Raw genomic sequence first — 26,227 nt, 5'->3', positions numbered from 1 at the left:
CCCTGGGCCTTTTGTTGAGACTGAGTTTCAACATCATCTCCTCCCCGGTGGAGGCACCTGACGTGGCGCGGGGGGCGATGCCGCCGCGCTCCTTCCTCGTGCTGCTGCTGGGACTGGTGGGGGTGGGCGTGGGGGCCCGATTGCTCGCGCTGCCCCCACTCCTGCCGGATCTGGACGCGGTGAACTTCGCCCGCTCCCTCCGAGGCTTCGATCTGGCCACCCAGGCACCGCACTTCCCGGGCTACCCCGTGTATGTCGCCCTGGCCCGTCTGGCCTCGGCCGCTGGAGCCTCCGAGGTGGGCGCCCTCGCCGTGCCCGGTATCGTGCTCGGCGCTCTCTGCCTGGGGGTGCTGGGGCTCGTGGCGCGGCCGTTCCTCGGAGCGGCCGGGGCCCTGACGGCGACGGCCCTCCTGGCCCTGCTGCCGCTTCCCGTCCTCTTTGGCGCCACGCCCGGCTCGGACGGCACGGGGCTCGCCCTCCTGGTGCTCGCGGCTTGTGCCGTCCTGGGCGCGGAGCGCTCCCGCCGCCATGCGCTGCTCGCGGGCGTGGTGGTGGGGCTCGCTCTCGGCGCCCGGCCCTCGTTCCTCCCAGCCCTGTTGGGTCTCGCGGTCCTGATGCCCCGGCGTCACGCGCTGGCGGCGGTGGGCGGCCTGGTGCTCGGGGTGGGGGCGTGGCTCGTGCCGATGGGCCTTCTCACCGGCCCGGAGCGGCTCGTGCGCATCGGCTCGGGCTTCCTGCTCGGCCACGCGGGCGAGTGGGGTGGCACCGTGGCCGTGCGTCCGGAGCTCGGCTGGCGGATGGAGCGCTTCGGGTTCGACCTCGTGGCCGCGGGCTTCGGGTTGCCGTGGCCCGGTGGCCCAGCGGACCCGACGCTCCTGCTCGCCGCGCGCATGCTCCTGGCCCTGGGCCTCGCTGGAGCGCTGGGGGCGCTCGTGCTCGCGACGGTGCGCGCCTCCCTGTCCGCCGCCGAGGGGCGGATCCTCCGGCTCGCCCTCGCGATGGGCCTGCCCTATGGGGCGTGGATGTTCCTCGGGCAGAACCTGCTCAAGGCCCGGCATGCCCTTCCACTCGTCTTCGCGGGGGCCCTGCTGGTGGCGGTGGGGGTAGCGGTGCTCGCCCGTCGCTGGCCGTCCTATGTGGGGCCGCTCGCTGGCGCGCTGGCCGTGGCGTGCGCGGCCGTCATGCTGCCCGTGGCGCTCGCGCAGGGACGCGAGCCCTCACCCGCGGCTCGGCTGGTGGTGCACGTGGCGTCCACGCTGCCTCCCTCGGGCACGCTGCTCTTCACCGGCGAGGAGGCGCGGCTCTTCGAGCATTACGTGCCCCACTACCGCGCGGGCCGTCCGGCCACGGGTGAGCAGCTGCGCCGCGAGGTGACGCGCGTGGCCGCCGCGGGTGCCGACGTCTACGTCACCTCCACCGCGCCTGGCGTCGAGGCGCTCGCGCCACACCTGGAGCCCGTGGCGCGCTTCTCCTGTGATTCGCGCGTGCGCTCGCACGCCCACGACATCATCCTCTTCCACTACCGGCTCGCAGCCCTGGCCGCTCCGCCCGAGGTCCTCTGATGCGCGTCCGTGTCCTCCTGAGCCTCGTGCTCGGTCTCACTGCCTGCGAGGAGACGCTCCCCGCCGGGTTCCGTCCCGTGCAGGACTCGGCCGAGGGCGCGGCCCGGGTCTCGGTGGCCTTCAACCGCATCACCTCGGGCCGCTACCGCGCCGTCGCGCCCACGTGCATCGGCCAGCGCTACGTCTTGCGCTCGTCGCTGGACACGGCCATTCCCCCCGGCGAGCCGCTTCCGCTGGAGGGAGGCCTCGCGATGAAGCCCGGGCAGATCGTCGAGTTCCGCAACTACCAGCCCGACATCCCCACCAACGTCACCTCGCTGTCGGCGCCCGCGCCGCTCTTCAGCCCCAACCTGGTGCGGCCCTACAACACCCGCACCGAGGGCAAGGAGACGTTCTCCTTCTGGCGCTACGCCTTCCCTCAGCCCGGAGCCTACGAGTACTTCGACACCAACATGGGCACGCCGGGCCGGCAGGTGGTGGACTCGTACTACGGCACGGTCACCTACGTGGGGGAGTCCAATGCGCCCCGGGCCGTGGTGTGCGTGGATCCTCCCGCGTGTGTCGCGTCCGCCGATTGCCTCGCGGGCATCGCGCCCGAGGGCACCGTGTGCTGCACCTGCCCGGGCGTGTGTTGCGAGACCGATCTTCATTGCTCGCTGGACCAGACGTGCCTGCGAGGCCGCTGCGTGGACAAGGACACCGGCGAATGAGCCCCTCTCTTCCGAGTCCTTCTCCGAGCCCTTCCATGACGCCGAGCCGACCGCTGCTCCTCGTGCTGTCGCTGTTGCTCGTGCCCCTGGCCGCCCGGGCCCAGGACGAGGCCCCTCCTCCGCCCGCGCGGGACACGCCGCGCGTGCCCGAGCTCCAGCCACCCGCGCCCCCGGAGGGTCCGCGCCTGGAGCTGGAGGGCCTGGAGGATCCCGCGAATCCCTCGGGCACCGCGCCTCCCGCGGAGGGCACATCCGCGACGAACGAGCAGGACACCTTCCGTCAGCGCCTCCAGCCCACGAGCACGCTGTCGCAGCGCGCGGCGGCCATCCTCGACCGGACGACGCTGGGTGGCTATGCGGAGCACGACTTCATCGTGCCGGGGCGGGGCAAGAGCACGTTCCGCAACCATCGCTACGTGCTCTTCGTCTACAGCCACATCTCCGAGCGCATCTCCACGGCGACGGAGATCGAGTTCGAGTTCGCGGGCAGTCCGCTCAAGCGTGACGGCATGCTGACCACGGGCGAGGTGTTGCTCGAGTTCTCCGTGGTGGATCTGAAGCTGACGGACTGGCTGACGTTCCGGGCGGGCGTCATCCTCGTGCCGGTGGGGGCGTACAACCTGCGGCACGACGCGCCGGCGCAGGAGCTGCCCGAGCGGCCCATCGCGTACACCACGGTGGTGCCCACCACCTGGTTCGAGTCCGGTGCGGGCTTCCTGGGAGGCTTCGACCTGGGGCGGGACTGGCGGCTGTCCTACGAGGCGTATGCCATCAACGGCCTGGACGCGAGGATCCTCGATGAGCAGGGCTTCCGGGCGGCGCGGGGCAGCCACCTGGAGGACAACAACCACGACAAGGCGCTCACCGCGCGCGTGTCCCTGTCTCCCTTCCTGGGCCTGGAGGGAGCGGTGTCCGGCTACACGGGGGCGTACGATCTCGAGGGCCGCCGGGTGAACATGCTCAACGCGGATGTCTTCTGGCGGATTGGCGCGTGGGATCTCACGGGCGAGGTGGTGCGGGCCTTCATCGATCCGGGCTTCGTGCAGGGCTTCCCCGATGGCTCCACCGGCAACACACGGGATCGCGTCCCCACGGGCATGTTCGGTTTCTACGCCCAGGCCAACTACCGCTTCCGCATCGAGCCCTTCTTCCGACTGCTGCCGGACGAGTGGCATGACGGCCACTTCACCGCCTCGCTGCGCTACGAGGAGAAGGACACGGACACGGAGTTCATCACCGTGGGGGACGCGGCGCGGCTGACGCTGGGCCTCAACTTCCGGCCCCTGCCGCCCTACGTGCTCAAGACGAGCGTCTGGTGGGAGAAGGCCGGTGGGGATGGCCTCAAGCCCCATCTGTGGACGCGGGACTTCTGGAGCCAGGGCCATTGGACGGCCCTCGCCAGCGTGGCCTACCTCTTCTGATCCGGCACTCCTCCCATGCGCTTCTTTCCATGGCTCGTCGCACTCCTGATCACCGCCGCGTGTGCCACGCCGCCCCGGCCGGCGGGAGCCCCGTCCCGCGTGGTGGTGGTGGGGCCTCGGTGGTGCCCCGGCCCGCGCCGCGCGGGGTGGTGGCCGACGTGTTCGGCGGCGAGGAGCCTCGCGACGTCGTGGCCCGGGAGGCGGCCGAGGCCCTGCGCGCGCGGGGCTTCTCGGTGCTGGGGGTGGAGACCGTCGAGGGGCTCGCGCCCACGGTGGAGGAGGCCGCGCGGCTCGCGCGCGAGCGCCAGGCGGACGCCACGGTGGTGCTGGTGCTCACGCGGTTGGATCTCTCCGCGCTCCAGCCGCTCGGCCAGGTGCAGGTGACGCTCGAGTCGCTCATGGTCGGCCCCACGGGGCAGGTGTGGACGAGTGGGGAGCGGAGGGCGACCACCGCGGAGCGGCTCTATCAATCGCGGACGAATTGGCGCTCGCACGTCCGGCAGGCCGTCATCCAGTCGGTCCGGGAGCTGCCATGAGCATGCTAAGGGGAGGAGCCGTGAAGCACTTCGTATTGGCGTGGATGGTGTTGCTGGGTGGAGTGGTGGCGCTGCCCGCGCGCGCGGCGGCGACGTACTTCACCACGCCGCAGGTCCTCAAGGAGTTCTTCCCCCAGAGCCAGCGCGTCACCTACCGCAAGGTGAAGCTCGGTCCCGCGGAGCAGGCGGCGTTGCAGGGGCGGCTCGGCTACAAGCCCGCGAAGGCCGAGTACGTCTTCTTCGTGGCCACCACGGGCGAGCACGTGGACGGCTACGCCCTCATCGACGAGGAGCTCGGCCAGCACGAGCAGATCACCTTCGCCGTGAAGCTGTCGCCCGAGGGCACCGTCGAGCGCCACGAGGTGATGGTGTACCGCGAGGCCTACGGGCAGGAGATCTCCGACGCGCGCTTCCGCCGCCAGTTCCAGGGCAAGACGGTGAAGGATCCGGTGCGCGCGGGGACGGACATCGACGTGGTGACGGGAGCGACCATCTCCTCACGCTCCATGGCCGTTGGCGTGCGCCGCGCGCTCATCCTCCTGGACGAGCTCGTCCTCAAGCCGGACGCGTCCCGCAACACCAAGGGGTAGCCCGCTCGTGCGCCAGTTCGCCCGGCCATTTCCCATCACCCGCCTGTCGCTCGAGGCGCGAGTCCTCTACACCGGCTTCCTGCTGTTCCTGGTGCTGGGGCTGGCCTCCTCGGTGTGGCTCTACGCGGACTCGTTCGGGGCCCTGTCGGCCCGGAGCGCCGCGGAGTACTACCGGGGCGGCGCCGCGCCCGCGCCCGTGGCGGACGACGCCGGAGGCCCCGCGCTGGAGCTGCCCGACGAGGCCGTGGCCCCCGAGCCCCTGCGGCTGGAGAAGCCGGCACGTCAGGTGATGGAGACGTTCCACTTCCACCTGTTCACGGTGCCCGTGGTGCTGCTCATCGTGGGGCACCTGTTCATGCTCACGTCGCTGTCGGTGCGACTCAAGGTGGGCGTCATCGCCTTCTCCTCGGTGGCCACGTTCGTGCACCTGCTGGCGCCGTTGCTCGTGCGCTTCAGCGGACCGGGGTGGGGCGCGCTCATGCCCGTGTCGGTGGTGGGCGCGGCGCTGGGCTGGTTGCCCATGCTGCTCTGGCCGTTGTGGGAGATGTGGCGGCCCCTGCCCGTGGAGGCGGACGGGGAATGATCAGCGTCGTCATTCCCGCGCGCGACGAGGTGCATGCCGTCGCGGGCGTGGTGCGGCGGGTGCGAGAGGCGCTCGCGCACGAGGTGCATGAGATCCTCGTCGTGGACGATGGCTCGCGCGACGGTACGGGCGAGGCGGCGCGGGAGGCGGGGGCGCGGGTCCTGACGGTGGGCGGAATCGGCTACGGCGCGGCGATCAAGGTCGGGGCCGCTCATGCGCGAGGCACGTGGCTGGCGCTCCTCGACGCGGATGGGACGTACCCGGAGGCGGCGTTGCCCGGGCTGGTGGCGGCGGTGCGCGCGGGAGCACGGCAGGCCATCGGCGCGCGGCCGGGCTTCGGACCTGGGGAGTCGCTCGCGCGCTCGGTGGTGAAGGCGCTCTTCCGGGGTGCTGTGCGGTGGGTGGGTGGCTTCGCGGCGCCGGACTTGAACTCGGGCCTGCGGGTGCTGCGCACGGCGGATCTGCTGTCGCTCGCGCCGGTGTTGCCGGATCGCTTCTCGCTCACCACCACGCTGACGCTGGCCCTGGCGGCGGCGGGAGATCCCATCGTCTTCCAGCCCATCGCCTACCGGGCGCGCGTGGGCCGCTCGAAGTGGAGGCCCGTGCGCGACACGTGGCGCATGGGCCGCACCGTGGCGCGAGGCATCGGCTGGCTTCGGGCGGGCCGGGCCCCGAGGACGCTCGCGGCCCTGGAGCTGCCTCCCGCGAGAGGCACGGGGTGAGCGCGCCCACGGTCGTCATCGGCGCGGGCCCGGCGGGGCTGTCCGCGGCGCATGCGCTCGTCCGGGCCGGGGAGCGCGTGGTGGTACTGGAGGCCGAGGAGCGGGTCGGGGGGCTCTCGGGCTCGTTCGACTTCGCGGGCTTCCAGGTGGACTACGGCCCGCACCGGCTGCACCAGGCGGCCGCCCCCGAGGTGCTGGAGCTCTACCGGCTGGCGCTCGGTGGGGCACTGCGGGTGCGGGCGCGCCGGGGCCTCGTGCACGTGGGTGACAAGCGCCTGCCCTATCCATTGTCCCTGCTCGGCATCGCGCGGGGGTTGGGGCTCGCGGAGGTGGCGCGGCATGGGGTGTCGGCGGTGATGGCGCGGCTGCGTCCCCCCGAGGGCCACCACTTCGGCGCGGAGGCGGCGCGGCGGCTGGGACGGCATGCGGCGCGGGTGCTGTACGAGCCCGCGGCGCGCAAGGTGTGGGGCCTGGAGCCCGAGGCGTTGGACGAGGCGCTCGGCCGGGCGCGGGTGGGGAAGGGCGGCCCGCTGGAGGTATTGCGCGCGGCGCTCGGGAGGGGAGGGGCCTCGGCGGGGCGGCGCTACTTCTACCCGGAGGCCGGAGTGGGGGCGCTGGCCGAGGGCCTCGCGGAGCACATCCGCCGGGCGGGAGGCGAGGTGCGGTGTGGCGCGGCGGCGGAGGGCCTGGTGCTGGAGCGCGGGCGGGTGCGGGCCGTGGTGGTGGCGGGGCGGGAGGTGCCGGCCCGGGCGGTGGTGGCGACGGTGCCCCTGCCACGGCTGTGCGGCTGGGTGGGCCGGCCCGAGTCCGCCGAGGGCCTGGACTACCGGGCGCTGACGCTGTTGTACCTGCTGCTCGCGATGGAGCGGGGGAGCGAGCGGGACGTGCACTACTTCGCGGACGGACGGCTCCCGGCCAATCGCCTCTTCGAGCCGCGCAACTTCTCCGGGCATGGTCCTCCGGGGCGCACGGTGGTGGGGTTCGATCTGCCGTGCGCGGTGGGGGACGCGCTCTGGAGCGCCTCGCCCGAGGAGCTGACGCGACGGGTGCGGCCCGCGCTGGAGCGCACGGGCCTCGCGGGGGTCGAGGTGCTCGACAGCCGTGTGCGCCGCGTGGCGGCGGCCTATCCCCTGTATCGCCGGGGTTTCGCCCTGTCCCGGGAGCGCGCGCTCGAGGCCTTGAGCCAGGTCGAGGGCCTCTATCCCCTCGGGAGGAGCGCGCTGTTCATCCACGACAACGTGCACCACGCGTGCGCGGCGGGTCTGGCGTTGGGCCGGCTGCTCGCGAAAGGGGCGAGTAGCAGGGAGTGGCGGGAGCGGCAGAAACCCTTCCTCGAGACGCGGATCGAGGACTGATCGAATCGAGGCTCAGCGAGTCGCCGCCGTGTCCAGCCCCCACGCGTCCTGGAGCGATTGGGGGATGTGGAACATGATCTGCTTATCGCCTCGTTCGATGGAGAAGAGCCCCTCGAGCAGCTTGCGTGAGAAGGTTCCAGAGATCCTGGCCACGAGGCCGGAGCGGTCTTGCGCCTCGTCCGTCAGGTTGAGGAACAAGCGCATCGGTCCCAGCAGATGGCGGGTCCAGTCCGGCTCCTCGGTCAGGACGGCATCGGCGATCGACTCGTCGCACAACTCGCGAATCAGCACTGTCGGGAGGCCATCGAACATCGCTCCGGGAATGAGCTGCTTCATGTAATGGATGAGCGCGTGGGTCAACGTGCGCCCGGCCTCCGATGGGGCCACCTGGCGCCGGGTGATGGCATCCCAGAGTTGCTGGCCTTCGTTCGGGTCGCGGGGCAGCAGGGCAGCGTCGATGCCCAGGATATGGCCAATCACCCGCCAGCAATGGAAGAAGGCGTCCGCCTCCTCTGGGGTGAAGTCGAGCCCGAGCTTCGTCAACGTGCGGGGCAGCAGCGCGAACGTCAGGAGCGTGATGGCTTGATCCTCTTGATTGATGGGCGTTCCCCACTCCGGCTGCCACTTCGGGTAGTGGCGCACGTGGTAGCGGATGGTCGCATGCAGGAGCCGGATCTTCTGGGCCGTGCGGACTCCGCGGCCGCCCCGCTCCAATCCCCCCTCGGCCATCACATCCAGGAGGAACTGAGACGTCTCGACGATCCGGTGGTGCACGTACTTGTCGATGCGTCCGGTGGACACGAGGACTTCCGCTCCCTTGGCGCACGCGTAGCAACTGGGAAGCGACCAGGTGAAGAGGGCCAACGACATCTGCATGCCGTAGCGGCCGAAGAGCTGCTGGCCGAGGCGGACCTTCTCTGGCTCGGCCCAGGCCGGCCAGTCGTCCGTCTGGTTCAGGTACTGCTCCACCGCGTCTGGCATCTCCGCCGGGACGATGTGCTCATTCGCCGCGATGCTCCTGAGCATGCGGGTGACGGTCTCGGCCTCGTTGTTGGCGAAGATCGACTCGACCACCGGATCGGCCACGGGGTCTCCCACGGAGCGAAAAGGCTCGAGGACCGCATCCGTCCAGCGGTGAGGGGTGGACTCGCCCGAGCTTCCGTCGTGAATCAAGGTACTGGCTGACATGGCATTCTCCGGGTGTGGCTTTGCAGCGACCCTGGGAGCATGCCTCGTGCCAGTCTCGACCGTCGCGCGAATCGCCTGTTTGGGGTGTTGGGCCGACTGCTCTCGGAAGGTGCGAGTAGCAGGGATTGGCGGGAGCGGCAGAAACCCTTCCTCGAGACGCGGATCGAGGACGGACTCGGTGGTATGTCGTCGGCATTGCGGAGGGAGACAGGGCCCCGGGCTTGGTAGCGCCCAGACCCTGCCACCTGATCGTCATGGAGCGGGACATGAAGGTGCTCGTCACGGGAGCCGCGGGCTTCATCGGTTATCACGTCTGTGAGCGGCTGCTGAGCCGGGGGGACTCGGTCATCGGGGTGGACAACCTGGACGCGTCGGGAGACGTGACGCTGAAGGCGACGCGGCTGTCGCGGCTGAGGTCGGCGCCGAACTTCGGCTTCCACCGGATGGACATCCGGGACGCGCGGGCCTGCCGGGAGCTGTTCGAGGGGGCACGGCCGGAGCGGGTGGTGCACCTGGCGGCGCGAGTGGGGGTGAGGGCGGAGCCGGTGGAGTCCCAGGACTACGCGGAGACGAACGTCTCGGGCTTCCTCCAGGTGTTGGAGTCGTGCCGGCGCACGGGGGTGGGGCACCTGGTGTTCGCCTCGTCGAGCTCGGTGTACGGAGCGGACACGCCGGTGCCGTTCTCCGAGCAGGCGGCGGCGGCGCACCCGCTGAACCTGTACGCGGCGACGAAGCGGGCGGACGAGCTGCTGGCGCACGCCTACAGCTACCAGTACGGCCTGCCCATCACCGGACTGCGGCTGTTCTCGGTGTATGGCCCGTGGGGGAGGCCGGACATGGCGCCCATGCTGTTCCTGCGGGCGATGCTGGAGGGTCGCCCGCTGGTGCTGCACGGCGAGGGCAAGCCCCAGCGCGACTTCACCTATGTGGACGACGTGGTGGAGGCACTGATGCGGGTGCTGGACGCTCCGCCCACCGGTGGCCCGCCGCGCTATCGCGTGTTGAACGTGGGCCGGGGCGTGCCCGTGGCGGTGGCCCGGCTCGTGGATCTGCTGGAGGAGCTGTTGGGCAGCAAGGCGTGGGTGGAACTCCAGGCCGCGCCCCCCGGAGAGATGAAGGTGACGTGCGCGGACGTGACGGCGCTGGAGCGCGTGACGGCCTTCCGTCCCTCCATTCCCCTGGAACAGGGGCTCGCCCGGCTCGTGGCCTGGTACCGGGGCCACGAGGGCTGAGTAGCCACTGTGGGGGGCCCGTTCCAAAACCTAGTTCCGGTCTCTTGTGGATGTTGGCTGGACAACGGCGTTGACTCCTCCCTTTGGCGCGTCATTAAGTGCTCTGCCACCAAGTATTTGGAGGAGGATGCCATGCCGCCCGCCGCCCGAATTACTGACATGCACACGTGTCCGAAGGTGGAGCCGGGGCCCGTCCCCCACGTGGGTGGACCGACAGCGTCCGGGGAGCCAACGGTGCTGATTGGCTTCATGCCAGCAGCACGCGTTGGAGATTCTCTCGTCTGTGCGGGGCCTCCTGATTCGGTATCTCAGGGCGAGTCCACGGTGCTCATAGGAGGTAAACCCGCCGCACGGCTTGGGGACCCGACCTCGCACGGTGGAGTCATCGTGGTGGGTTGCCCGACCGTGCTGATCGGCACTCCTGCTCAGGCCCAGTGTTTGGCGAGTGCCGCGAAGAAAGGAATGCCCGTCATCGCTGGAGTCGAGCCTTGATTCCCCTGGGACTGGAAACCAACGCACTTCCCAGGACATGGCCCGGCCCGCTTCTGTGTGCTCCATAGCCACCCCTGGAATTCTGCATGGGCCGGGCCAAGCGTTACGGTTTGACCACCAAGAGAGAAGTGATGTGCTTCGTCGATGTGAGCTTCCTTTTGGGAGAAAACTTCGATTCGAATTCAGCTCATGCCTGGGTTCAAGCGCTCCTGACCAGTTCGAAACTCTCCAGCGGAGATCGAGCCAACCTTCTCCTGGCGACCGCTTGTAGTTCCTACCGCGATTCGGCCAGGAGCGGGTGAGCATGAATACTCTTGTGGAATCGTCCTGCGGTCAGGCCTCGGCTCCACCTGCTTGATGACGAGACACTGGTATGTTCGAGCGGATCTTCAATGGTATCTGTGAATTCTTCGACGATCTCCTGCCTGACGAGTTCTGCCTGCCCTGTTTTCTGAAGGGAGTTGCGGAAGGGCTGCTCATTGGCTTGGGTGCGCTCATCCTGATTGCCTCCGCCCCTGCCTGGCTTGCCGTTGCCCTCACCATTGGATTGGTTGCGTTCGGTATATATGGAGCTGTGCAGTTGGTCGAGAGCTGGCCCTCGATGTCCGACGCTCAGAAGAGCGAGGCGCTCGGTAACGTCCTGGGTGGCCTGATTGCTGGGCGAGTGGGTCCAACAGTCCCGCCAATGCGGCTCCCGGCTCCAGGCGTTCGCTGGTTGTCTACTCCCGAAGGCGTAGCGGTGCCCGTGTTGGTGGTGGAGGAAGCGACCGTCGTCGTCGGCACTGGTGCGACGAGCGCTTCGGCCGCTGCGGGGAGCACGTTGATGGCGAGTTCGGGAGAAGGGGGGGGAGCGGGCGATGATTCGGATGCTGAAAAATCCAAGAAGTCCAAGGCAGAGCTTCGCGAGGAGGAGAAGAACGCTCGCATTGATGAGTACCTGGAGAGCAAAGGACGGAAAGCCGAGCCCAATCCACTTGAGGGAGTGGAGGGGGCTGGACGTCAGGGTGATAGGTTCGTTGACGGAGTGAAGACGGAGTACAAGACCCTCGATCCCGGAGCCAGCCCGAATACAGTCAAGAACGTCGTCAACAACTCGATTCGCAAGGGCGGGCAGGCAAGAAACATCATCATCGACGCCAGAGGCTCAGGACTCGGTCAGGAGGAGGCCGCTCACGGCATCAGCAAGGCGATGGTGTTTCGCGGGGACGAATTGATAAGATAGAAGTCATCGGAGACAGCTACCACGTCAGTAATTGATTCATCGGAGGTTCCAATGTCGGCACCTATGAGCGTTTTCCTCGGGACGCAAAGAAGCATTGCTGATCTCGCCTTGGACTTGCAGCGGATCTTCGGCGTTACCTTGTGGCGTATCGAAGAGCGGGACATGTTTCGTTACGAGCATCGGGGGCTGGGCTACCGGATGACGTTGCTCACGGACCATGGCCTCGAAGATGACATGGGAATCCCTTTCTCGAAGTATAAACATCAAATTGATTTTGATTCGCTCGGGCCTGGCGCCGTGCCCGAATATAGTGAGCAGCTCAAGCGGTATGTGGCTTTGTATGCCTACAGCATGATCATCGCGGACCTGAAGTGCCCGGCCATGGTCGTCTACAACCTGCAGGAGAAGATCGCCGTACACGGTGAAGGCCTGGGGTGAGCCGCTTCGGGTGATGAAGCGCGCGGCCCATACGGACACGCCGGTGCCGTTCTCCGAGCAGGCGGCGGCGGCGCACCCGCTGAACCTGTACGCGGCGACGAAGCGGGCGGACGAGCTGCTGGCGCACGCCTACAGCTACCAGTACGGCCTGCCCATCACCGGACTGCGGCTGTTCTCGGTGTATGGCCCGTGGGGGGAGGCCGGACATGGCGCCCATGCTGTTCCTGCGGGCGATGCTGGAGGGCCGCCCGCTGGTGCTGCACGACGAGGGCAAGCCCCAGCGCGACTTCACCTACGTGGACGACGTGGTGGAGGCACTGATGGAGGTGACGTGCGCGGATGTGTCGGCACTGGAGCGCGAGACGGGCTTCCGTCCCTCCATTCCCCTGGAGCAGGGGCTCGCCCGGCTCGTGGCCTGGTACCGGGGCCACGAGGGCTGAGTCGCCACGATCGAGTTTCGCACTTATTTGAGGACATCCATGGGACCCAGCAGCCAGTTGCCAGGAGCGTTCGGGTCCGCACTCAGGTAGTACTCGAAGAGGGCCTGATGGAACTCCGCACGACTGATCTCGCCGTCGCTGTCCCGGTCGAGCCTCCTGAAGGCCTCGGTGGAGGTGGTCGGAGGGATTCCAAGCGCGTCGTACATCCCCACGTACTCTTCCTTCGAGAGGCTGCCATTGCCGTCGCGGTCAAGAGCGCCCAGCAACCCGTCGACGATGTTGCCCACGGCAATCTCGAAATTCTTCGGGGCGATCACGACAGCATCCATGATGCGGATGAATTCCTGCTTCCCGATCTTCTCGCTCGCCTTGTTCTCGCGGGCCTCCAGCAGGAGGTTCCACCAGTTCATGAACCCCTTGTCCATCGCACTCTTGTTCTTTTGATCCTTCTCGTCCGCCAGGGGGGTGAACAGCTTGACCATTTTCTCGATGTCGTCCCGGGTGATCCATCCATCGCCATTCTGGTCGAACCACTTGAACACGTAATTGAACTTCTTGGCCTGCAAATCCGTTGTCACGAAGGCACCCCTCTGGATTGATTTGTCACTGTCTGAAGCCGTCTTGGCTCCGCCATGGCCACGTATCGGGCAGGCACACAGGGCATGGCAGTTGGAGCGTAGATAGTTCCTGGCAACACGGCAAGGAAAAATGAGGGGATGGAACATGTCCCGCTCCTCTCCGTAAAGAGATAGAAACTCCAAGTGTGCTGCAGCGTCTCGGGAGCGTCGAGCAGATGGACGTGCTCGATTTCGGTTGCGGGTCGGGACTGTACTCCCGCCTCTTGAAGAAGCGGGGCGCGAGGCGAGTGGTTGGCTATGACGAGGCGGAGGGCATGCTTCGCTATGCCTCCCGGCGCGAGGAGAAGGAGCGGCGAGGGATTGAATATACGTCAAGACTTGCGGACCGCCTGGAGGGGCAGTTTGACGTCGTGCTGGGGGTCTATGTATTGCATTACGCGTCCACGCGTGAGGGGCTGCATGCGATGTGCGCGAGCATGTCTCGGCTCCTGCGTCCCGGTGGGCGACTCCTCACGTTGCCGATTCATCCCGCCTACGAGGGGGACCCGGAGTATTACCGGCCCTATGGCTTGCGCCTCGTCTCCGACCGCCCCCACGAGGAAGGCGGTGCGGTCCAACTGGAGCTGAGCTACGACCACTTCGAGGCGAGTGTCACCGCGTGGTACTGGTCCGCTGCGGCCCTGGAGACGGCGCTGCGGGCGGCGGGCTTCGGGTCCATCCAATGGCTCGACCCCATGCCGCCCGGGCTCACCGACGTCGAAGAGGCGCCGGAGCCGCTGCGCCCCTACCTGCGCAAGCCTCACACGGTGTTGATCGACTGCCGGAAAGAGTGAGGCGATGCGCCCCGTCTCCTCCCCGCCGCCCGTCGGGCATGCCGGCCACCCCTTCCCCACGGGGGTGGCGCCACATGCCATTCCCCTGGAGCAGGGGCTCGCCCGGCTCGTGGCCTGGTACCGCGGTCACGAGGGCTGAGCCCGGTACTACGCAGTTCTTTACTGGGCTGTGCGCCCGCCGATCTCCGGAAAGCGCTCGTAGGCCCGTTTAAGCGCATCCAGGTGGGCAGGGTTGTCGGGGTCGAGCGGCGCATCCGTGAGCTGCACAACCCACCCGCCCGATGGCGTGCTCCGCGCCCGCGAGAGCAGTTCCGCGTCGTGGGCGGGGTCCGGGAACCCGACAGCCTGTGAGGCAGAGTCAGACCAGTAGTTCAGCCACCCGAGACAATGTGGAATCTCGGGCGCGGGGATGGAGTCTGGGCGCTTGAGCGCTGGCAACCCCCGTGGTGGCGTTGGTGGCCCATACATCTTCGGCCCCATCTGCTCCGCAATGACGAGCATCACGTTTCCCGGCGTTATATGTCCCCACAAAGCCTGTGCACCCTCTGCCACACCTGCCAATACATCCCCCGCGGCGGCGATAGCGGCTTCCTCCAGCGGCAACAGCGCATGGATTTGAAGCTGCGGCTGGGCGCCCGGATAACGGCCCGCCGGGATTTCCCATCCGCCTAGCGTCACGACATGGTCGTCATCGTCATTACAGAGGAACGGAAAATCCCCATCTGTTCTCTCTCTTTCGACCCATTCATCTCGTTGGGGCAAAGCGACGAGTCCTTCTTCCTTGGACATCGTCCATCCCAGGCGCAAACCAGGGAAAGCTCGTTCCATCCCATGAACGATGGCGAGTCTGCGCTCATCACGGTTCATGAGTGAAGGCGCGTAGACATTGAGGATGAGAGAGTTTTTTGTGTCTGACATTTCAACACCAATTCATGACTACCACATCAAGGCTGGGGTCTGCTCGGAACAGAGCTGCTTTGTGTTCTTCGCTACGAACGCCGACGACAAACTTAAAGCCACATTCCTCGGCAAGCCTTCGCTCTCGCTGTATTTCCGGCAACTTCATTTCGACGAAGAACTGCTGCGAGCGAGGCGGTTGTTTCTCAAAGTCATCCGTTTTGACCTCCCAGAGCGTGCGCGTGGCCAGTTGCAACGCGTCGAAGTTCTTCCCATTCACGTACACATCTCCACCAGGGAAGGTGTTGCCCGGCATTTTGTCGGCGCATTTGTTGTGCGGATCATGCCCGCCACGGTGGCGCGGTAAGGGGATGGGCTTGCATCTCGGGTCGTCTTCTTCCTGGGTGAGGGCGGTCGCGGGCTGCTTTCGCGGTGGTGGCTCCCGGGCCGGTGTTTTCGCCACACGAGGCTGGGCCTCCAATTCCACCATGAGCTGCCGCGAGGACTCCGACACCTCCCGCAGCCGAGCCTCGTACTCCCCTTGTGCGTCCACCCACTCTGGGCGACGGTCGATCTCCGGACCGGCGGTGCTGGAGGGGTAGAGCAGGACGAGGCCCACGAGCAACGGGCCCACCCGGGGGAGGACTTCAGCCAACGCTCTGGCGCGCCCGGGCCTGCTCCAGGTCCTCCTTTCCAATCCGCGACTCTTGCCGCACCGGCTCCATCGGCGCGGACACGAGGCGGATGCTCAGGCCTGGGGGAGGAGTTGGGACGAAAGCGTGAGGCCGTGGCATCGACGGCGGGGCAGGCGCGCTCACGCAGGCGGTGAGAAGGAGCATAAGGGCGCTACAAGCGTGCAAACGCATGGTCACGTCCTTTCAATCAAGCGTGGGAGGAGTGGGTTGAAACCTACGCTTGGTCCGGAGAGGGTGTCAAAGAACCTCCGGAGAGGGTGTCAAAGAACTTGAGCAGGCGCGACACCCGGCGGGAAGGCGAAGGGAGGAAAGCAGGCCAGGAAATCCTCCCGATGCCACCACGCCGCCGCCTCTCGAAATGCCGCGACCCCCGGAGAGATGAAGGTGACGTGCGCGGACGTGACGGCGCTGGAGCGCGTGACGGCCTTCCGTCCCTCCATTCCCCTGGAGAAGGGGCTCGCCCGGCTCGTGGCCTGGTACCGCGGTCACGAGGGGTGAGCCCGGCGGCGGGTGCCGCTCACGGCAGATGGATGATCAATCCACTTCCGGTCCTGACCCTCTTGGTCACCGTGGCGCTGCCGAACCAGGTGATGAGGCCACTGCTTCTCAGCTCGATGCTGACCGTGCCGTTGGCGGTGGCGGTCAGGGGACCAGAGCCTTCGTTGATGAGCGAGGCGGCACCGCTGACGGGCAGCAGTCTGGCATCGAGATAGCCCGAGCTCCGGAGTTGGGTGTCCAGGCTCTGGGTGGTGCCCTGGAGGAACATTCCTCCACTGCCGCTCACTTGAGCATTCACCGCCTGGGCAGTGCCATTGAAGGAGAGAATGCCAGAGCTCTTGACGCTCAAGGCGAGGTTGGCCGCCGGCGTGATCGTGGCACTCACCGGCCCCGAGCCCGCGACGGTGATGGCCGACAGCGCGGTGGCGGAGATCTGCACCTTCGAGCCGTCCTCGACCTCCGCGATGAACTCGCTGGTGGTGATGGTCAGGACACCGTCCTTCACCGTGGTGAGCACCTTGGACTGGAGGTTCGCGTCCACCGTCACCGACACGGACTGTGGGCCATCGACGATGAAGACCGGCAGTAGCGTGTCGTTCTCCACCTGGGAGAAGGGGCCGACCGGCCGTTCCTGCGTCGTGAGATTTCCACTGGAACCGGTTTGAGCAGCCGTCGCCTGGGCCAGAGAGGACTTGTTCGCACTCATGGGTTGTACCTTTTCCACTACGGGTGAATGAGTGGCGGACTTCTAGCAAATGACGGACCAGACCGGCTTCGCCGTCAACCCCGCGTGGAAGCGATGAAGGAGGAGGGCGCGGAGGCCCCGAGAGTGAGGCTGACGTGTCGGTGAACATGTCAGCCGGCACGTCAACGGGGAGCCCGCGACTGATGAGCTATTGATCCCTCGCGCCCACCCCACCTCTCGTCGTACAAATTTCTCCATGACCCATCTGTCTGCTTTCCCGATCACCCAGAAGTGGCCCGCGCAGCACCCCGAGTGGATTCAGCTCTACTCGCTCCCCACGCCCAATGGCGTCAAGGTTTCCATCCTGCTCGAGGAAATCGGCTTGCCCTACGAGGCGCACAAGGTCAGTTTCGAGACCAACGACCAGCACTCGGCGGAGTTCCTCTCCCTCAACCCGAACAACAAGATTCCGGCGATCATCGACCCCGACGGCCCGGGCGGCCAGCCATTGGCGCTGTTCGAGTCCGGGGCGATCCTGCTCTACCTCGCCGAGAAGAGCGGCCGCTTCATCCCGCGGGATGCCGCCGCGCGCTACGAGACCATCCAATGGCTGATGTTCCAGATGGGCGGAATCGGCCCCATGTTCGGCCAGCTCGGTTTCTTCCATAAGTTCGCCGGCAAGGACTACGAGGACAAGCGCCCACGTGATCGCTACGTCGCCGAATCCAAACGGCTGCTCGGCGTGCTCGACCGCCGCCTGCAGGGCCGTGACTGGATCATGGGCGAGGAGTACAGCATCGCCGACATCGCCATCTTCCCCTGGGTTCGCAACCTGATCGGCTTCTACGGAGCGGGCGAGCTGGTCGGTTTCGACGACTTCACCCACGTCAGACGCAGCCTGGAGCGCTTCGTCGAACGTCCGGCGGTGAAGAAAGGCCTGACCATTCCGGGTTGAACGCAGCATCGGCGAACCACCACGGGCCGATCGAACTCGAGCATTCGGAGCGTGAAGGCGCCCTCACTCTCCGACAACTGCCTTGCAATTGCCACTGGGTTGCATTTAATCCTCGTGATGGGACAGGGGGGACCGCGAGTGGTCGCGGTTCATTCGGAGCGAGGAGAGCATGTCCGACATCGTGAACACCGGTGCGCTCGAGGCCGTCGGGCTCGAGCACCGCTATGGCTCGAAGACCGTTCTTCGAGGGCTGAACTTCACCGTGGAGCCCGGGCGGATCTACGCCCTGCTCGGCGGCAACGGCGCGGGCAAGTCGACGACGCTCGGCATCTTCCTGGGCCTGGTACGCCCGACGGCGGGGCGGGCCCGGGTGTGTGGCCAGGAGGTGGCGGCCGATCCCCAGGCCGCGCGGTCGCGCCTGGCCTATGTCCCCGAGAACGTGGCCCTCTACGAGCACCTCAGCGCGCGGGAGAACCTCGACTACTTCCTGACCCTCGCGGGGAGCGAGCAGCGCGCGCCGTCGGACATCGACGCGGCGCTGGAGGCGGTCGGCCTGGCGCACGAGGCGTGGGGCAAGCGCGTGGGCGGGTTCTCCAAGGGCATGCGCCAGAAGGTGGCGATCGCGCTGGCCATCGCCCGGCGCGTGCCCGTGCTGCTCCTGGACGAGCCGACCTCGGGCCTCGATCCACGGGCGACCGGGGACTTCAACCGCCTGCTGGACACGGCCCGCTCCCGGGGTGTCGCCACCCTGATGGTGACGCATGATCTGCTGAGCGCCGCGGAGATCGCCGACCGGATCGGCTTCCTGGCCCAGGGCCGGCTCGAGGAGGAGCTGGCCGCCACCGGCGCGGAACGGTTCGACGTCCGGGCCTTGCATCAGCGCTACGCGCGGGCAGGGGAGGCGGCATGAGCTTCCGACACACGAAAGTGCTCCGGGTGGCCGCCGAGGAGTGGCGCGCCCTGGTGCGCAACCGGGTGGCGGTGATCGCCAGCCTCACGCTCGTGGCCCTGCTGGTGACCTCCGCCCTCCTGGGCCTGGAGCAGCGCGAGGCCACGCAGGCGGCCCGGGCCCGCTACCAGGCCACGGCGGACGAGGCGTTCGACGCCCAGCCGGACCGCCATCCGCACCGGATGGTGCACTACGGACAGTTCGTCTTCCGACCCCTCTCGGCCCTGGCCTTCTTCGATCCGGGAGTGGATGGCTTCACCGGCAACACGGTGTTCCTGGAAGGCCACCGGCAGAACAGCGCCAACTTCAGCGAGGCGCGGCAGTCCTCACTGCTGCTGCACTTCGGCCAGTTGACGCCGGCCTTCGTGCTGCAGACCCTGGCGCCGCTGCTCATCGTCTTCCTCGCCTTCGGGGCCGTGGCACGCGAGCGCGAGCAGGGGACGCTGCGGCTGCTGCTGGCCCAGGGCCTGCGCCCGTCCGAGCTCGCCGCGGGCAAGCTGTTGGCCCATGCCGGCGGGGTGGCCGCGATCGCCGCGCCGGCGCTCCTGGTGCTGGCGGCCGTGGCGCTCGCGGGCTGGGCGCCCCCCGTGCCTGGCCTGCTGCTGGTGTCCGGCTATCTCGTCTACCTGTTCATCTGGGCGGTGGGGGCCCTGCTCGTGTCGCTGCTGGTCCGGCGCGCCCGGGATGCGATGATCGTCCTGGTCGCGGCCTGGATGGGCGTGGTCATCCTCGCGCCCCGGCTCCTTCCCGAGCTCGCGGTGGCGCGCCTCCCCACGCCGACGCGCATCGAGACGGACGTGACGATCCACCGGGAGCTCAAGCGGATCGGCGACAGCCACAATCCAGACGACCCCTACTTCTCCGAGTTCAAGGCGAAGACCCTCGCCCGCCATGGCGTCGACAAGGTCGAGGACCTTCCAGTCCAGTGGGCGGGGCTGGTCGGCATGGAGGGCGAGCGCCTGACGAGCGGGCTGTTCGATCGCCACGCGCGAGACGCCTTCGCCCGCGAGGCGGCGCAGAACCAGCTCGTGCGCCAGCTCGGAGTGCTCAGCCCGCTCATCGCCGTGCGCCAGCTCTCCATGAGTCTGGCCGCCACCGACACCGAGAGCCATCAGGACTTCCTGGAGCAGGTGGAGCGGCACCGCTACGCCTTCGTCCAGGCGCTCAACCTCCTGCAGGTGACGAAGATCCCGAACCAGAACGCCGGAGCGGACCCCCGGATCTCCGCCGAGCATTGGAAGACGCTGCCGGGCTTCACCTACCGGCAGCCGGACGTGCTCCAGCTCGCGGGCGAGCGGATCCAGGCCAACCTCCTGGTGCTGGTCTGCTGGCTGGCGGTCTTGCTCGCCGGCTGTGGCCTCGCCGCCCGGCGCCTGGAGGAGGCCTCGCGATGAGCACCTGGACAGCGGAACTCCGATTGTTGTTCCGGGCGCCGTTGAGCGCCGGCGCGCTCGTGCTGCTCCTGCTCCTGACGGCCCTGTCCGTGGCGGCTGGCCTCGCGGCGACCGCCCGGCAGTCCGCCGTCATCGAGCGGGTGGAGGCCACGCAGGGACTGGACCTGGCCTCGGTGACCCAGGAGTACGGCAAGCCTGGCGCAGAGGCGGGCTCCGCCGCCTACTACACCTTCCACCTCACCACGGATCCACCGTCGCCCCTGGCCTTCGCGGCGCTCGGCCAGCGGGACGTGCAGCCCTATGTCCTGCGCGTGCGGTTGTTGGGCCTGCACTCGCAGCTCTACGAGTCCGAGACCCTGAATCCGGAGCTCGCGCTCCCCGGCGCCTTCGACTTCGCCTTCGTGCTGATCTACCTGGCGCCGCTGGTCATCATCGCCCTGATGCACGAGCTGGTGTCGGGCGAGCGGGAGGCGGGACGGCTCCGGCTCCTGGTTTCCCTTCCAGCCTCCGGTCTCGGGGTGTGGGGACGCCGCGGCCTCCTGCGCTACCTGCTGGTCCTGGGCGCCTTGCTCGTCCCGTTCGGGGTGGGCGCCGTGCTCTCCCGGGCCCCGGTGGCGGGGACCCTCGCCATCGCCCTGGCGGCGGCGCTCTATGCCGCGTTCTGGTCGGGACTGGCGCTGGGGGTCGCCACGCGGGGCCGGAGCTCGGCGGCCAATGGCGCGGCGTTGATGGCCTGTTGGATCGCGCTGACCCTGCTGGCGCCCGCGCTGGCCAACGCCGTCATCTCCCGCGCCATCCCCGTGGCCCAGGGCGTCGATCTGACCCTGGCCCAGCGCGAGCGGGTGCACCGCGCCTGGGACATTCCCAAGGAGGAGACCTTCCGGCCCTTCTTCGTCAAGCATCCGGAGTGGCGCGACACGCCGCCGGTGCTCGGCCGCTTCCATTGGAAGTGGTACTACGCCATGCACGAGGTGGGGGATGACGGGGTCGCCGCCGAGGTCGCGGACTACCGCCAGAGCCTGACGGCCCGCGAGGAATGGGCCGCCCGGCTCGGCTGGCTCCTCCCAGCGGCCGCCGTCCAGACGTTCCTCCACCGCGCCGCGGACAGCGACCTGCGGGCGCAGCTGGCCTACCAGCGCGGCATCGAGGCGTTCCACACCCGGCTCCGCGACTTCTACTACCCGTACCTGTTCCACGAGCGGCCGTTCCAGCGGGCCGACTTCGAGCGGCTGCCTCGCTATGAACCCCGGCCATCGAGCGCCTCCCTGCCACTGGCTCCGCTGCTCGGGCTGCTGGTGCTGACGGCGCTCGCCTCCGGCGCCGCCATCCGAGGCGTCCGGGCCCTGTCCTCGTTCGCGGCCCGGGAAGGACGGTGAACCTCAGTCGTAGTGGGGGCCCTGTTCTCGCCTGCCGAGTGGTATGACGAAAACCGACCCTCGAAGCGCGATCTGCTGAGGAGAATCGTATGAGTCTTCTGGTGCTATGTGAGTTCAGAGCACGAACCGACGGAGAGGCAGAGTTCCTGCGGGTGGCGCGGGCATTGGCATCCGCCGCTGCGACCGAGCCGGGAACGTTGCGCTACCAGTGGTTCGTCACGCAGAGGCCCGGTCATTATTCGATCATCGAGGAGTACGTCGACGCTGACGCGGCCGAAACGCATAACAACCATGTGGATTCACTGCTCCGCGAACTCTTCGCGGTGGCTGATCTGGTGTCGGTGTCATTCTATGGGGAACTCAACCAGTACTTGCGCGAGTGGATTTCCGGCCGCGAGGGAATTGCGATCAATGTGCCGTTGTCAGGCTGAGCACAGGTGTGCCTGAATCGCCTGCGGGGCCGGGACACCGGCCCGGCCGACGGCTCGGTTGGCACCCGGCAGCAGCCCTCCTACCTGATGTTCAGATCCTTGCCCTTACTCGACCGTGAGAACGATCTTCCCTTGGATGTGCCCGTGGGTGGCTCGCTCATGGTCCCGGGGCCATGAGGGCTGAGCCTGGCGGAGTATGCCGCCCCTACGTGGGGTGAACCACGACCTCTCGCTACGCTCCACCTGGGGCGGCATACGATTCGGTTGCTGGCGCCACGCCTCCCCGAGGAGCGACTCCCGCCACGAGGACACCTCTTCATGTTGGACATCCCGGGTTTCAGGATTCTCGGCACGCTGCGCGCGACGGGGTCGAACGTGCTGTTCCACGCGGTGCGCGAGGCCGATGGCGTCCCCGTCATCCTCAAGACGCCCATGTCCCCCTCGCCGGGCTCCAGGGAGAACGAGCGGTACCGACGGGAATTCGTCCTCCTGGTGTTGCAGATCCTCATCAACCTGCTGAGCAACGCGAAACACGCGCTGGACGGAGTGCCCGAGGGCCAGCGCAACCTCTGGGTGAGGCTGGAGGCCGAGGGCAACGTGGCGCGCATCCAGGTGGAGGATGACGGGGTGGGCATCGCGCCGGAGCTGATGGACAGCCTGTTCGCCCACGGCTTCACCACGCGCAAGGACGGCCACGGCTTCGGGCTGCACTCGAGCGCACTGGCGGCGCAGATGCTCAAGGGCCGACTCACCCTGGAGAGCGCGGGCCTCGGCCAGGGCGCCGTGGCCACGCTGGAGCTTCCACTCGCCTAGAACACCGACCGATTTAAAAACCACATCATCCCACCTGCTGCTGGGACAACTCTAGATGGCGTTGCCATGTCTCCAAATTCTGGATGCTGGCCGCACGTCGTAGATCAAAGACGTTCTTACGCACGCCCCGATAGCGCGCACGACGCCCCTGTCGTCGCGCTATATGGGCTTGTCGATGTTCCACCCCTACTCGCTTCCTGAGTCGCTCTCGCCCAGCAGGTGTCTTCATTAATTTGCGCAACTTGTGCTGGAGCGCTTCATCTTCACTGATTGCCACAGTCCGTCCTTGTCCTATCTGGGCTTGTGTACATTTCTCGCGCAATGGACAAGTCTCACAGTCCTTTGTCGCGAATTCGACTGTCTTTCCCAGTTCGAAGCGCATTGTCTTCCCCTCCGGACACGTGATGGTCCGGCTTCGCATATCTATTTTGAAGTCTGACTTCGCGAACAACTCCCCATTGCGTGCCTTCCACGGCTTGCTCAGCACTTCCCCTCCCTCCTCGAGCACGCTGTCCACGATACTGCTGTTGATATACCCCCGGTCTATGTGTAACTCGTCAATCTTCACTCCTTGCTTCTCCATGTCCTTCTCAAGCGCCGGTGTTGCCTCCGCTTCAGGTCGGTTGGCGGGCGTCACAGCACATGCCAGGATGAGTTCTTCGTCCAGCGCCGTGGCCACATGCTGCTTGAATCCGTTGAAGCGCTTGCTTTTGCTCTTGCGTCCATGACGCATCTCCCCATCTTCTACCGACACTCGTCTCTCTTCCGCCACTTGCTGGCGAACGCGGACACCTCCTCCTTCTGGGTCCGGCTCCAGGTCCTGCTTGCGAATCTGCTCGAGAGTCTGAACGTGTTCCCTCAAAGGCTCCTCTTCCATCTCCTCTGCCAGATTCTTTCTTAGCCAGGACAGCATGCTTTCCACTTGCTCGAGCAGGGCTTGCAGCGCTTTCTTTTTCTGCCCCGCTTCGCTCCAGTCCACATCCAATCCCTTCTTGATACTTTTTTCCAACAACAAGGGAATACCCGCCTCTCGGCAGGCCTGCTGCTTGGAACATCCCAGCAGCTTCGCCACGCACATCATCACCTTGCGCGCTGCGTGTCCTACCAGGTTGATGGTGTCCTCTACCCGGCCAGCTCCCTCCAGTGGCTTTGAGTCAATCGCCACTCGCAACAGCGTCTTGAGCTTTCGCTCACCGAACTCTTTCTGTTCCCGCGCCACCTCGACTGTCTTCTCCAGGAGGCGCCGGTCCATTTGGTTTCTCATCAGCCGCTGACGAAACTCATACAACGAGCCCTGGGAGAACGCCGGCTCGCTGTGACCCAACCAGCCCAACACCATCTGCACTCTCAAGTCGAAGACCGTCAGTTCCACCAGGGTGGCATCCGACACTCCCATGTATCCCTGTAAGAGTATTGCCATTGCCATCAGCCCGGGTGCTATAGCCACTTTCCCTGCTCCTGTCTGGCGGTACATGGAGGCCAGTTCCGCCTGAAAAGCCTCATCCATCAGCTTGTGCCGATTCAGACGCAGAAAAGCGAACAGCTTGCCGTTACGGCTCATCCGTTCGACAATCTGTTGCTCTTGCTCGTTCAACTCCCGCGGAGGAGTCCATCGAGCTATCTCTCCGGTCACCTTCGGCGGACTGACGGCTAAGGTCATGTGCCGACCTGATCAAATTCAGCCCCTGTTGTCCACCCCCTCACGTAAATCCTTGATTTTACTAAAAAATCAAATCGGTCGGTGTTCTAGGAGCTTGTCGGAGTATCGCCCCAAAACGTGTCCTACATACCAACCGTAGCGGTGCGTTCGACTCGCACTACTCGATATGTAGTGGGTCGTGGGAATATTCCGACAGGCTCATAGTACTACTTGGTCACTTGCCTCTTCCTCCGAGGAGGTCTTTCCCTTGGAAGCTCGCGGCTCTCCTCGGGAAGCGACCGAGTAGTACTAGAACACCGACCGATTTAAAAACCACATCATCCCACCTGCTGCTGGGACAACTCTAGATGGCGTTGCCATGTCTCCAAATTCTGGATGCTGGCCGCACGTCGTAGATCAAAGACGTTCTTACGCACGCCCCGATAGCGCGCACGACGCCCCTGTCGTCGCGCTATATGGGCTTGTCGATGTTCCACCCCTACTCGCTTCCTGAGTCGCTCTCGCCCAGCAGGTGTCTTCATTAATTTGCGCAACTTGTGCTGGAGCGCTTCATCTTCACTGATTGCCACAGTCCGTCCTTGTCCTATCTGGGCTTGTGTGCATTTCTCGCGCAATGGACAAGTCTCACAGTCCTTTGTCGCGAATTCGACTGTCTTTCCCAGTTCGAAGCGCATTGTCTTCCCCTCCGGACACGTGATGGTCCGGCTTCGCATATCTATTTTGAAGTCTGACTTCGCGAACAACTCCCCATTGCGTGCCTTCCACGGCTTGCTCAGCACTTCCCCTCCCTCCTCGAGCACGCTGTCCACGATACTGCTGTTGATATACCCCCGGTCTATGTGTAACTCGTCAATCTTCACTCCTTGCTTCTCCATGTCCTTCTCAAGCGCCGGTGTTGCCTCCGCTTCGGGTCGGTTGGCGGGCGTCACAGCACATGCCAGGATGAGTTCTTCGTCCAGCGCCGTGGCCACATGCTGCTTGAATCCGTTGAAGCGCTTGCTTTTGCTCTTGCGTCCATGACGCATCTCCCCATCTTCTACCGACACTCGTCTCTCTTCCGCCACTTGCTGGCGAACACGGACACCTCCTCCTTCTGGGTCCGGCTCCAGGTCCTGCTTGCGAATCTGCTCGAGAGTCTGAACGTGTTCCCTCAAAGGCTCCTCTTCCATCTCCTCTGCCAGATTCTTTCTTAGCCAGGACATCATGCTTTCCACTTGCTCGAGCAGGGCTTGCAGCGCTTTCTTTTTCTGCCCCGCTTCGCTCCAGTCCACATCCAATCCCTTCTTGATACTTTTTTCCAACAACAAGGGAATACCCGCCTCTCGGCAGGCCTGCTGCTTGGAACATCCCAGCAGCTTCGCCACGCACATCATCACCTTGCGCGCTGCGTGTCCTACCAGGTTGATGGTGTCCTCTACCCGGCCAGCTCCCTCCAGTGGCTTTGAGTCAATCGCCACTCGCAACAGCGTCTTGAGCTTTCGCTCACCGAACTCTTTCTGTTCCCGCGCCACCTCGACTGTCTTCTCCAGGAGGCGCCGGTCCATTTGGTTTCTCATCAGCCGCTGACGAAACTCATACAACGAGCCCTGGGAGAACGCCGGCTCGCTGTGACCCAACCAGCCCAACACCATCTGCACTCTCAAGTCGAAGACCGTCAGTTCCACCAGGGTGGCATCCGACACTCCCATGTATCCCTGTAAGAGTATTGCCATTGCCATCAGCCCGGGTGCTATAGCCACTTTCCCTGCTCCTGTCTGGCGGTACATGGAGGCCAGTTCCGCCTGAAAAGCCTCATCCATCAGCTTGTGCCGATTCAGACGCAGAAAAGCGAACAGCTTGCCGTTACGGCTCATCCGTTCGACAATCTGTTGCTCTTGCTCGTTCAACTCCCGCGGAGGAGTCCATCGAGCTATCTCTCCGGTCACCTTCGGCGGACTGACGGCTAAGGTCATGTGCCGACCTGATCAAATTC

The 26,227-nt window shown here is 66.2% G+C and carries 26 protein-coding genes and 2 pseudogenes; 21 read left to right on the top strand and 7 right to left on the bottom strand.

Annotation, left to right across the window (positions count from 1 at the left end):
• Positions 1 to 14 precede the first annotated feature (14 nt).
• The 8 genes from CYFUS_RS27855 to CYFUS_RS27820 are packed head-to-tail and all read left to right on the top strand — an operon-like array spanning position 15 to position 7,479.
• On the top strand, positions 15 to 1,562 hold the full coding sequence (locus CYFUS_RS27855; RefSeq protein WP_157758691.1) for a glycosyltransferase family 39 protein: 1,548 nt from the start codon (positions 15 to 17) through the stop codon (positions 1,560 to 1,562).
• Positions 1,562 to 2,272 (top strand): cupredoxin domain-containing protein, encoded by a 711-nt coding sequence (locus tag CYFUS_RS27850; RefSeq protein ID WP_095987992.1) that lies wholly within the window; start codon positions 1,562 to 1,564, stop codon positions 2,270 to 2,272. Before CYFUS_RS27855 ends, CYFUS_RS27850 begins: the two co-directional genes overlap by 1 nt.
• A gap of 35 nt (positions 2,273 to 2,307) precedes the next feature.
• Positions 2,308 to 3,693, top strand: coding sequence for a hypothetical protein (locus CYFUS_RS27845; RefSeq protein WP_095987991.1), 1,386 nt, complete (start codon positions 2,308 to 2,310; stop codon positions 3,691 to 3,693).
• Between the two features lie 29 nt (positions 3,694 to 3,722).
• Positions 3,723 to 4,229, top strand: a complete 507-nt coding sequence (locus tag CYFUS_RS27840) for a hypothetical protein (RefSeq protein ID WP_157758690.1) — start codon at positions 3,723 to 3,725, stop codon at positions 4,227 to 4,229.
• A gap of 20 nt (positions 4,230 to 4,249) precedes the next feature.
• The gene (locus CYFUS_RS27835; RefSeq protein ID WP_095987989.1) at positions 4,250 to 4,819 is read left to right on the top strand and encodes an FMN-binding protein; all 570 of its coding nucleotides are present in this window, start codon (positions 4,250 to 4,252) and stop codon (positions 4,817 to 4,819) included.
• A gap of 7 nt (positions 4,820 to 4,826) precedes the next feature.
• Positions 4,827 to 5,402, top strand: coding sequence for a hypothetical protein (locus CYFUS_RS27830; RefSeq protein WP_095987988.1), 576 nt, complete (start codon positions 4,827 to 4,829; stop codon positions 5,400 to 5,402).
• Positions 5,399 to 6,124, top strand: a complete 726-nt coding sequence (locus tag CYFUS_RS53030; protein WP_095987987.1) for a glycosyltransferase family 2 protein — start codon at positions 5,399 to 5,401, stop codon at positions 6,122 to 6,124. Before CYFUS_RS27830 ends, CYFUS_RS53030 begins: the two co-directional genes overlap by 4 nt.
• Complete coding sequence (locus CYFUS_RS27820) at positions 6,121 to 7,479, top strand: protoporphyrinogen/coproporphyrinogen oxidase (protein ID WP_157758689.1); 1,359 nt, start codon at positions 6,121 to 6,123, stop codon at positions 7,477 to 7,479. The genes CYFUS_RS53030 and CYFUS_RS27820 overlap by 4 nt, the downstream gene beginning before the upstream one ends.
• Before the next feature lie 12 nt (positions 7,480 to 7,491).
• Here the strand turns inward: CYFUS_RS27820 and CYFUS_RS27815 are convergent, their stop codons facing one another.
• A complete protein-coding gene (locus CYFUS_RS27815; RefSeq protein WP_095987985.1) occupies positions 7,492 to 8,667 on the bottom strand; it encodes an oxygenase MpaB family protein in 1,176 nt (391 codons plus the stop codon).
• Positions 8,668 to 8,933: 266 nt separating this feature from the next.
• On the opposite strand from CYFUS_RS27815, the gene CYFUS_RS27810 reads away from it, so the two are divergent.
• From CYFUS_RS27810 to CYFUS_RS27790, 5 genes and pseudogenes are all read left to right on the top strand, one after another.
• Positions 8,934 to 9,899, top strand: coding sequence for an SDR family NAD(P)-dependent oxidoreductase (locus CYFUS_RS27810; RefSeq protein WP_095987984.1), 966 nt, complete (start codon positions 8,934 to 8,936; stop codon positions 9,897 to 9,899).
• A gap of 132 nt (positions 9,900 to 10,031) precedes the next feature.
• Entirely contained in the window at positions 10,032 to 10,391 is a 360-nt protein-coding gene (locus CYFUS_RS27805) for a PAAR domain-containing protein (protein ID WP_095987983.1), read from the top strand.
• Between the two features lie 373 nt (positions 10,392 to 10,764).
• Entirely contained in the window at positions 10,765 to 11,613 is an 849-nt protein-coding gene (locus CYFUS_RS27800; RefSeq protein ID WP_095987982.1) for a hypothetical protein, read from the top strand.
• 63 nt (positions 11,614 to 11,676) lie between these two features.
• Positions 11,677 to 12,051 (top strand): hypothetical protein, encoded by a 375-nt coding sequence (locus CYFUS_RS27795; protein WP_095987981.1) that lies wholly within the window; start codon positions 11,677 to 11,679, stop codon positions 12,049 to 12,051.
• A 13-nt stretch (positions 12,052 to 12,064) separates the two neighbouring features.
• A pseudogene (locus tag CYFUS_RS27790) lies at positions 12,065 to 12,491 on the top strand (NAD-dependent epimerase/dehydratase family protein).
• A gap of 23 nt (positions 12,492 to 12,514) precedes the next feature.
• Here the strand turns inward: CYFUS_RS27790 and CYFUS_RS27785 are convergent.
• Positions 12,515 to 13,069 (bottom strand): EF-hand domain-containing protein, encoded by a 555-nt coding sequence (locus CYFUS_RS27785; protein WP_232536843.1) that lies wholly within the window; start codon positions 13,067 to 13,069, stop codon positions 12,515 to 12,517.
• A gap of 185 nt (positions 13,070 to 13,254) precedes the next feature.
• On the opposite strand from CYFUS_RS27785, the gene CYFUS_RS27780 reads away from it, so the two are divergent.
• The gene (locus CYFUS_RS27780; protein WP_232536842.1) at positions 13,255 to 13,902 is read left to right on the top strand and encodes a class I SAM-dependent methyltransferase; all 648 of its coding nucleotides are present in this window, start codon (positions 13,255 to 13,257) and stop codon (positions 13,900 to 13,902) included.
• Between the two features lie 4 nt (positions 13,903 to 13,906).
• Entirely contained in the window at positions 13,907 to 14,041 is a 135-nt protein-coding gene (locus CYFUS_RS54040) for a hypothetical protein (RefSeq protein WP_269770159.1), read from the top strand.
• 20 nt (positions 14,042 to 14,061) lie between these two features.
• Here the strand turns inward: CYFUS_RS54040 and CYFUS_RS27775 are convergent, their stop codons facing one another.
• The 3 genes from CYFUS_RS27775 to CYFUS_RS27765 all read right to left on the bottom strand — a co-directional run bounded on the left by CYFUS_RS27775 (position 14,062) and on the right by CYFUS_RS27765 (position 16,698).
• Positions 14,062 to 14,769: a DUF5953 family protein gene (locus CYFUS_RS27775; protein ID WP_232536841.1), complete on the bottom strand. Its 708-nt coding sequence runs from the start codon at positions 14,767 to 14,769 to the stop codon at positions 14,062 to 14,064.
• Positions 14,770 to 14,821: 52 nt separating this feature from the next.
• The gene (locus CYFUS_RS27770; RefSeq protein ID WP_157758687.1) at positions 14,822 to 15,418 is read right to left on the bottom strand and encodes a DUF6310 domain-containing protein; all 597 of its coding nucleotides are present in this window, start codon (positions 15,416 to 15,418) and stop codon (positions 14,822 to 14,824) included.
• 593 nt (positions 15,419 to 16,011) lie between these two features.
• Positions 16,012 to 16,698, bottom strand: coding sequence for a GIN domain-containing protein (locus CYFUS_RS27765; protein ID WP_095987977.1), 687 nt, complete (start codon positions 16,696 to 16,698; stop codon positions 16,012 to 16,014).
• 235 nt (positions 16,699 to 16,933) lie between these two features.
• Here CYFUS_RS27765 and CYFUS_RS27760 point away from each other — a divergent pair, with 235 nt between their 5' ends.
• The 6 genes and pseudogenes from CYFUS_RS27760 to CYFUS_RS54635 all read left to right on the top strand — a co-directional run.
• Positions 16,934 to 17,632, top strand: a complete 699-nt coding sequence (locus CYFUS_RS27760) for a glutathione S-transferase N-terminal domain-containing protein (RefSeq protein ID WP_095987976.1) — start codon at positions 16,934 to 16,936, stop codon at positions 17,630 to 17,632.
• 169 nt (positions 17,633 to 17,801) lie between these two features.
• Complete coding sequence (locus CYFUS_RS27755; RefSeq protein WP_095987975.1) at positions 17,802 to 18,542, top strand: ABC transporter ATP-binding protein; 741 nt, start codon at positions 17,802 to 17,804, stop codon at positions 18,540 to 18,542.
• Complete coding sequence (locus CYFUS_RS27750) at positions 18,539 to 19,975, top strand: ABC transporter permease (RefSeq protein ID WP_095987974.1); 1,437 nt, start codon at positions 18,539 to 18,541, stop codon at positions 19,973 to 19,975. The genes CYFUS_RS27755 and CYFUS_RS27750 overlap by 4 nt, the downstream gene beginning before the upstream one ends.
• Positions 19,972 to 21,351, top strand: a complete 1,380-nt coding sequence (locus CYFUS_RS27745) for a DUF3526 domain-containing protein (RefSeq protein ID WP_095987973.1) — start codon at positions 19,972 to 19,974, stop codon at positions 21,349 to 21,351. The genes CYFUS_RS27750 and CYFUS_RS27745 overlap by 4 nt, the downstream gene beginning before the upstream one ends.
• An 89-nt stretch (positions 21,352 to 21,440) precedes the next feature.
• Positions 21,441 to 21,782, top strand: a complete 342-nt coding sequence (locus tag CYFUS_RS27740) for a putative quinol monooxygenase (protein WP_095987972.1) — start codon at positions 21,441 to 21,443, stop codon at positions 21,780 to 21,782.
• A gap of 492 nt (positions 21,783 to 22,274) precedes the next feature.
• A pseudogene (locus CYFUS_RS54635) lies at positions 22,275 to 22,595 on the top strand (ATP-binding protein); the annotation flags it as partial.
• A 25-nt stretch (positions 22,596 to 22,620) separates the two neighbouring features.
• Here CYFUS_RS54635 and CYFUS_RS27725 read toward each other — a convergent pair.
• Together CYFUS_RS27725 and CYFUS_RS27720 are read right to left on the bottom strand one after the other, a co-directional pair.
• Positions 22,621 to 24,255 carry an IS1182 family transposase gene (locus CYFUS_RS27725; protein WP_095987884.1) on the bottom strand — a complete coding sequence of 545 codons (1,635 nt, stop codon included), beginning with the start codon at positions 24,253 to 24,255 and terminating at the stop codon, positions 22,621 to 22,623.
• 317 nt (positions 24,256 to 24,572) lie between these two features.
• Complete coding sequence (locus tag CYFUS_RS27720; protein ID WP_095984660.1) at positions 24,573 to 26,207, bottom strand: IS1182 family transposase; 1,635 nt, start codon at positions 26,205 to 26,207, stop codon at positions 24,573 to 24,575.
• Positions 26,208 to 26,227 lie beyond the last annotated feature (20 nt).

Origin of the sequence: Cystobacter fuscus, from assembly GCF_002305875.1 — a bacterium.
Taxonomy (GTDB): Bacteria; Myxococcota; Myxococcia; order Myxococcales; family Myxococcaceae; genus Cystobacter; species Cystobacter fuscus_A.
Note: the sequence above shows the minus strand (reverse complement) of the source record. Positions and strands in the feature narration are given on the sequence as shown.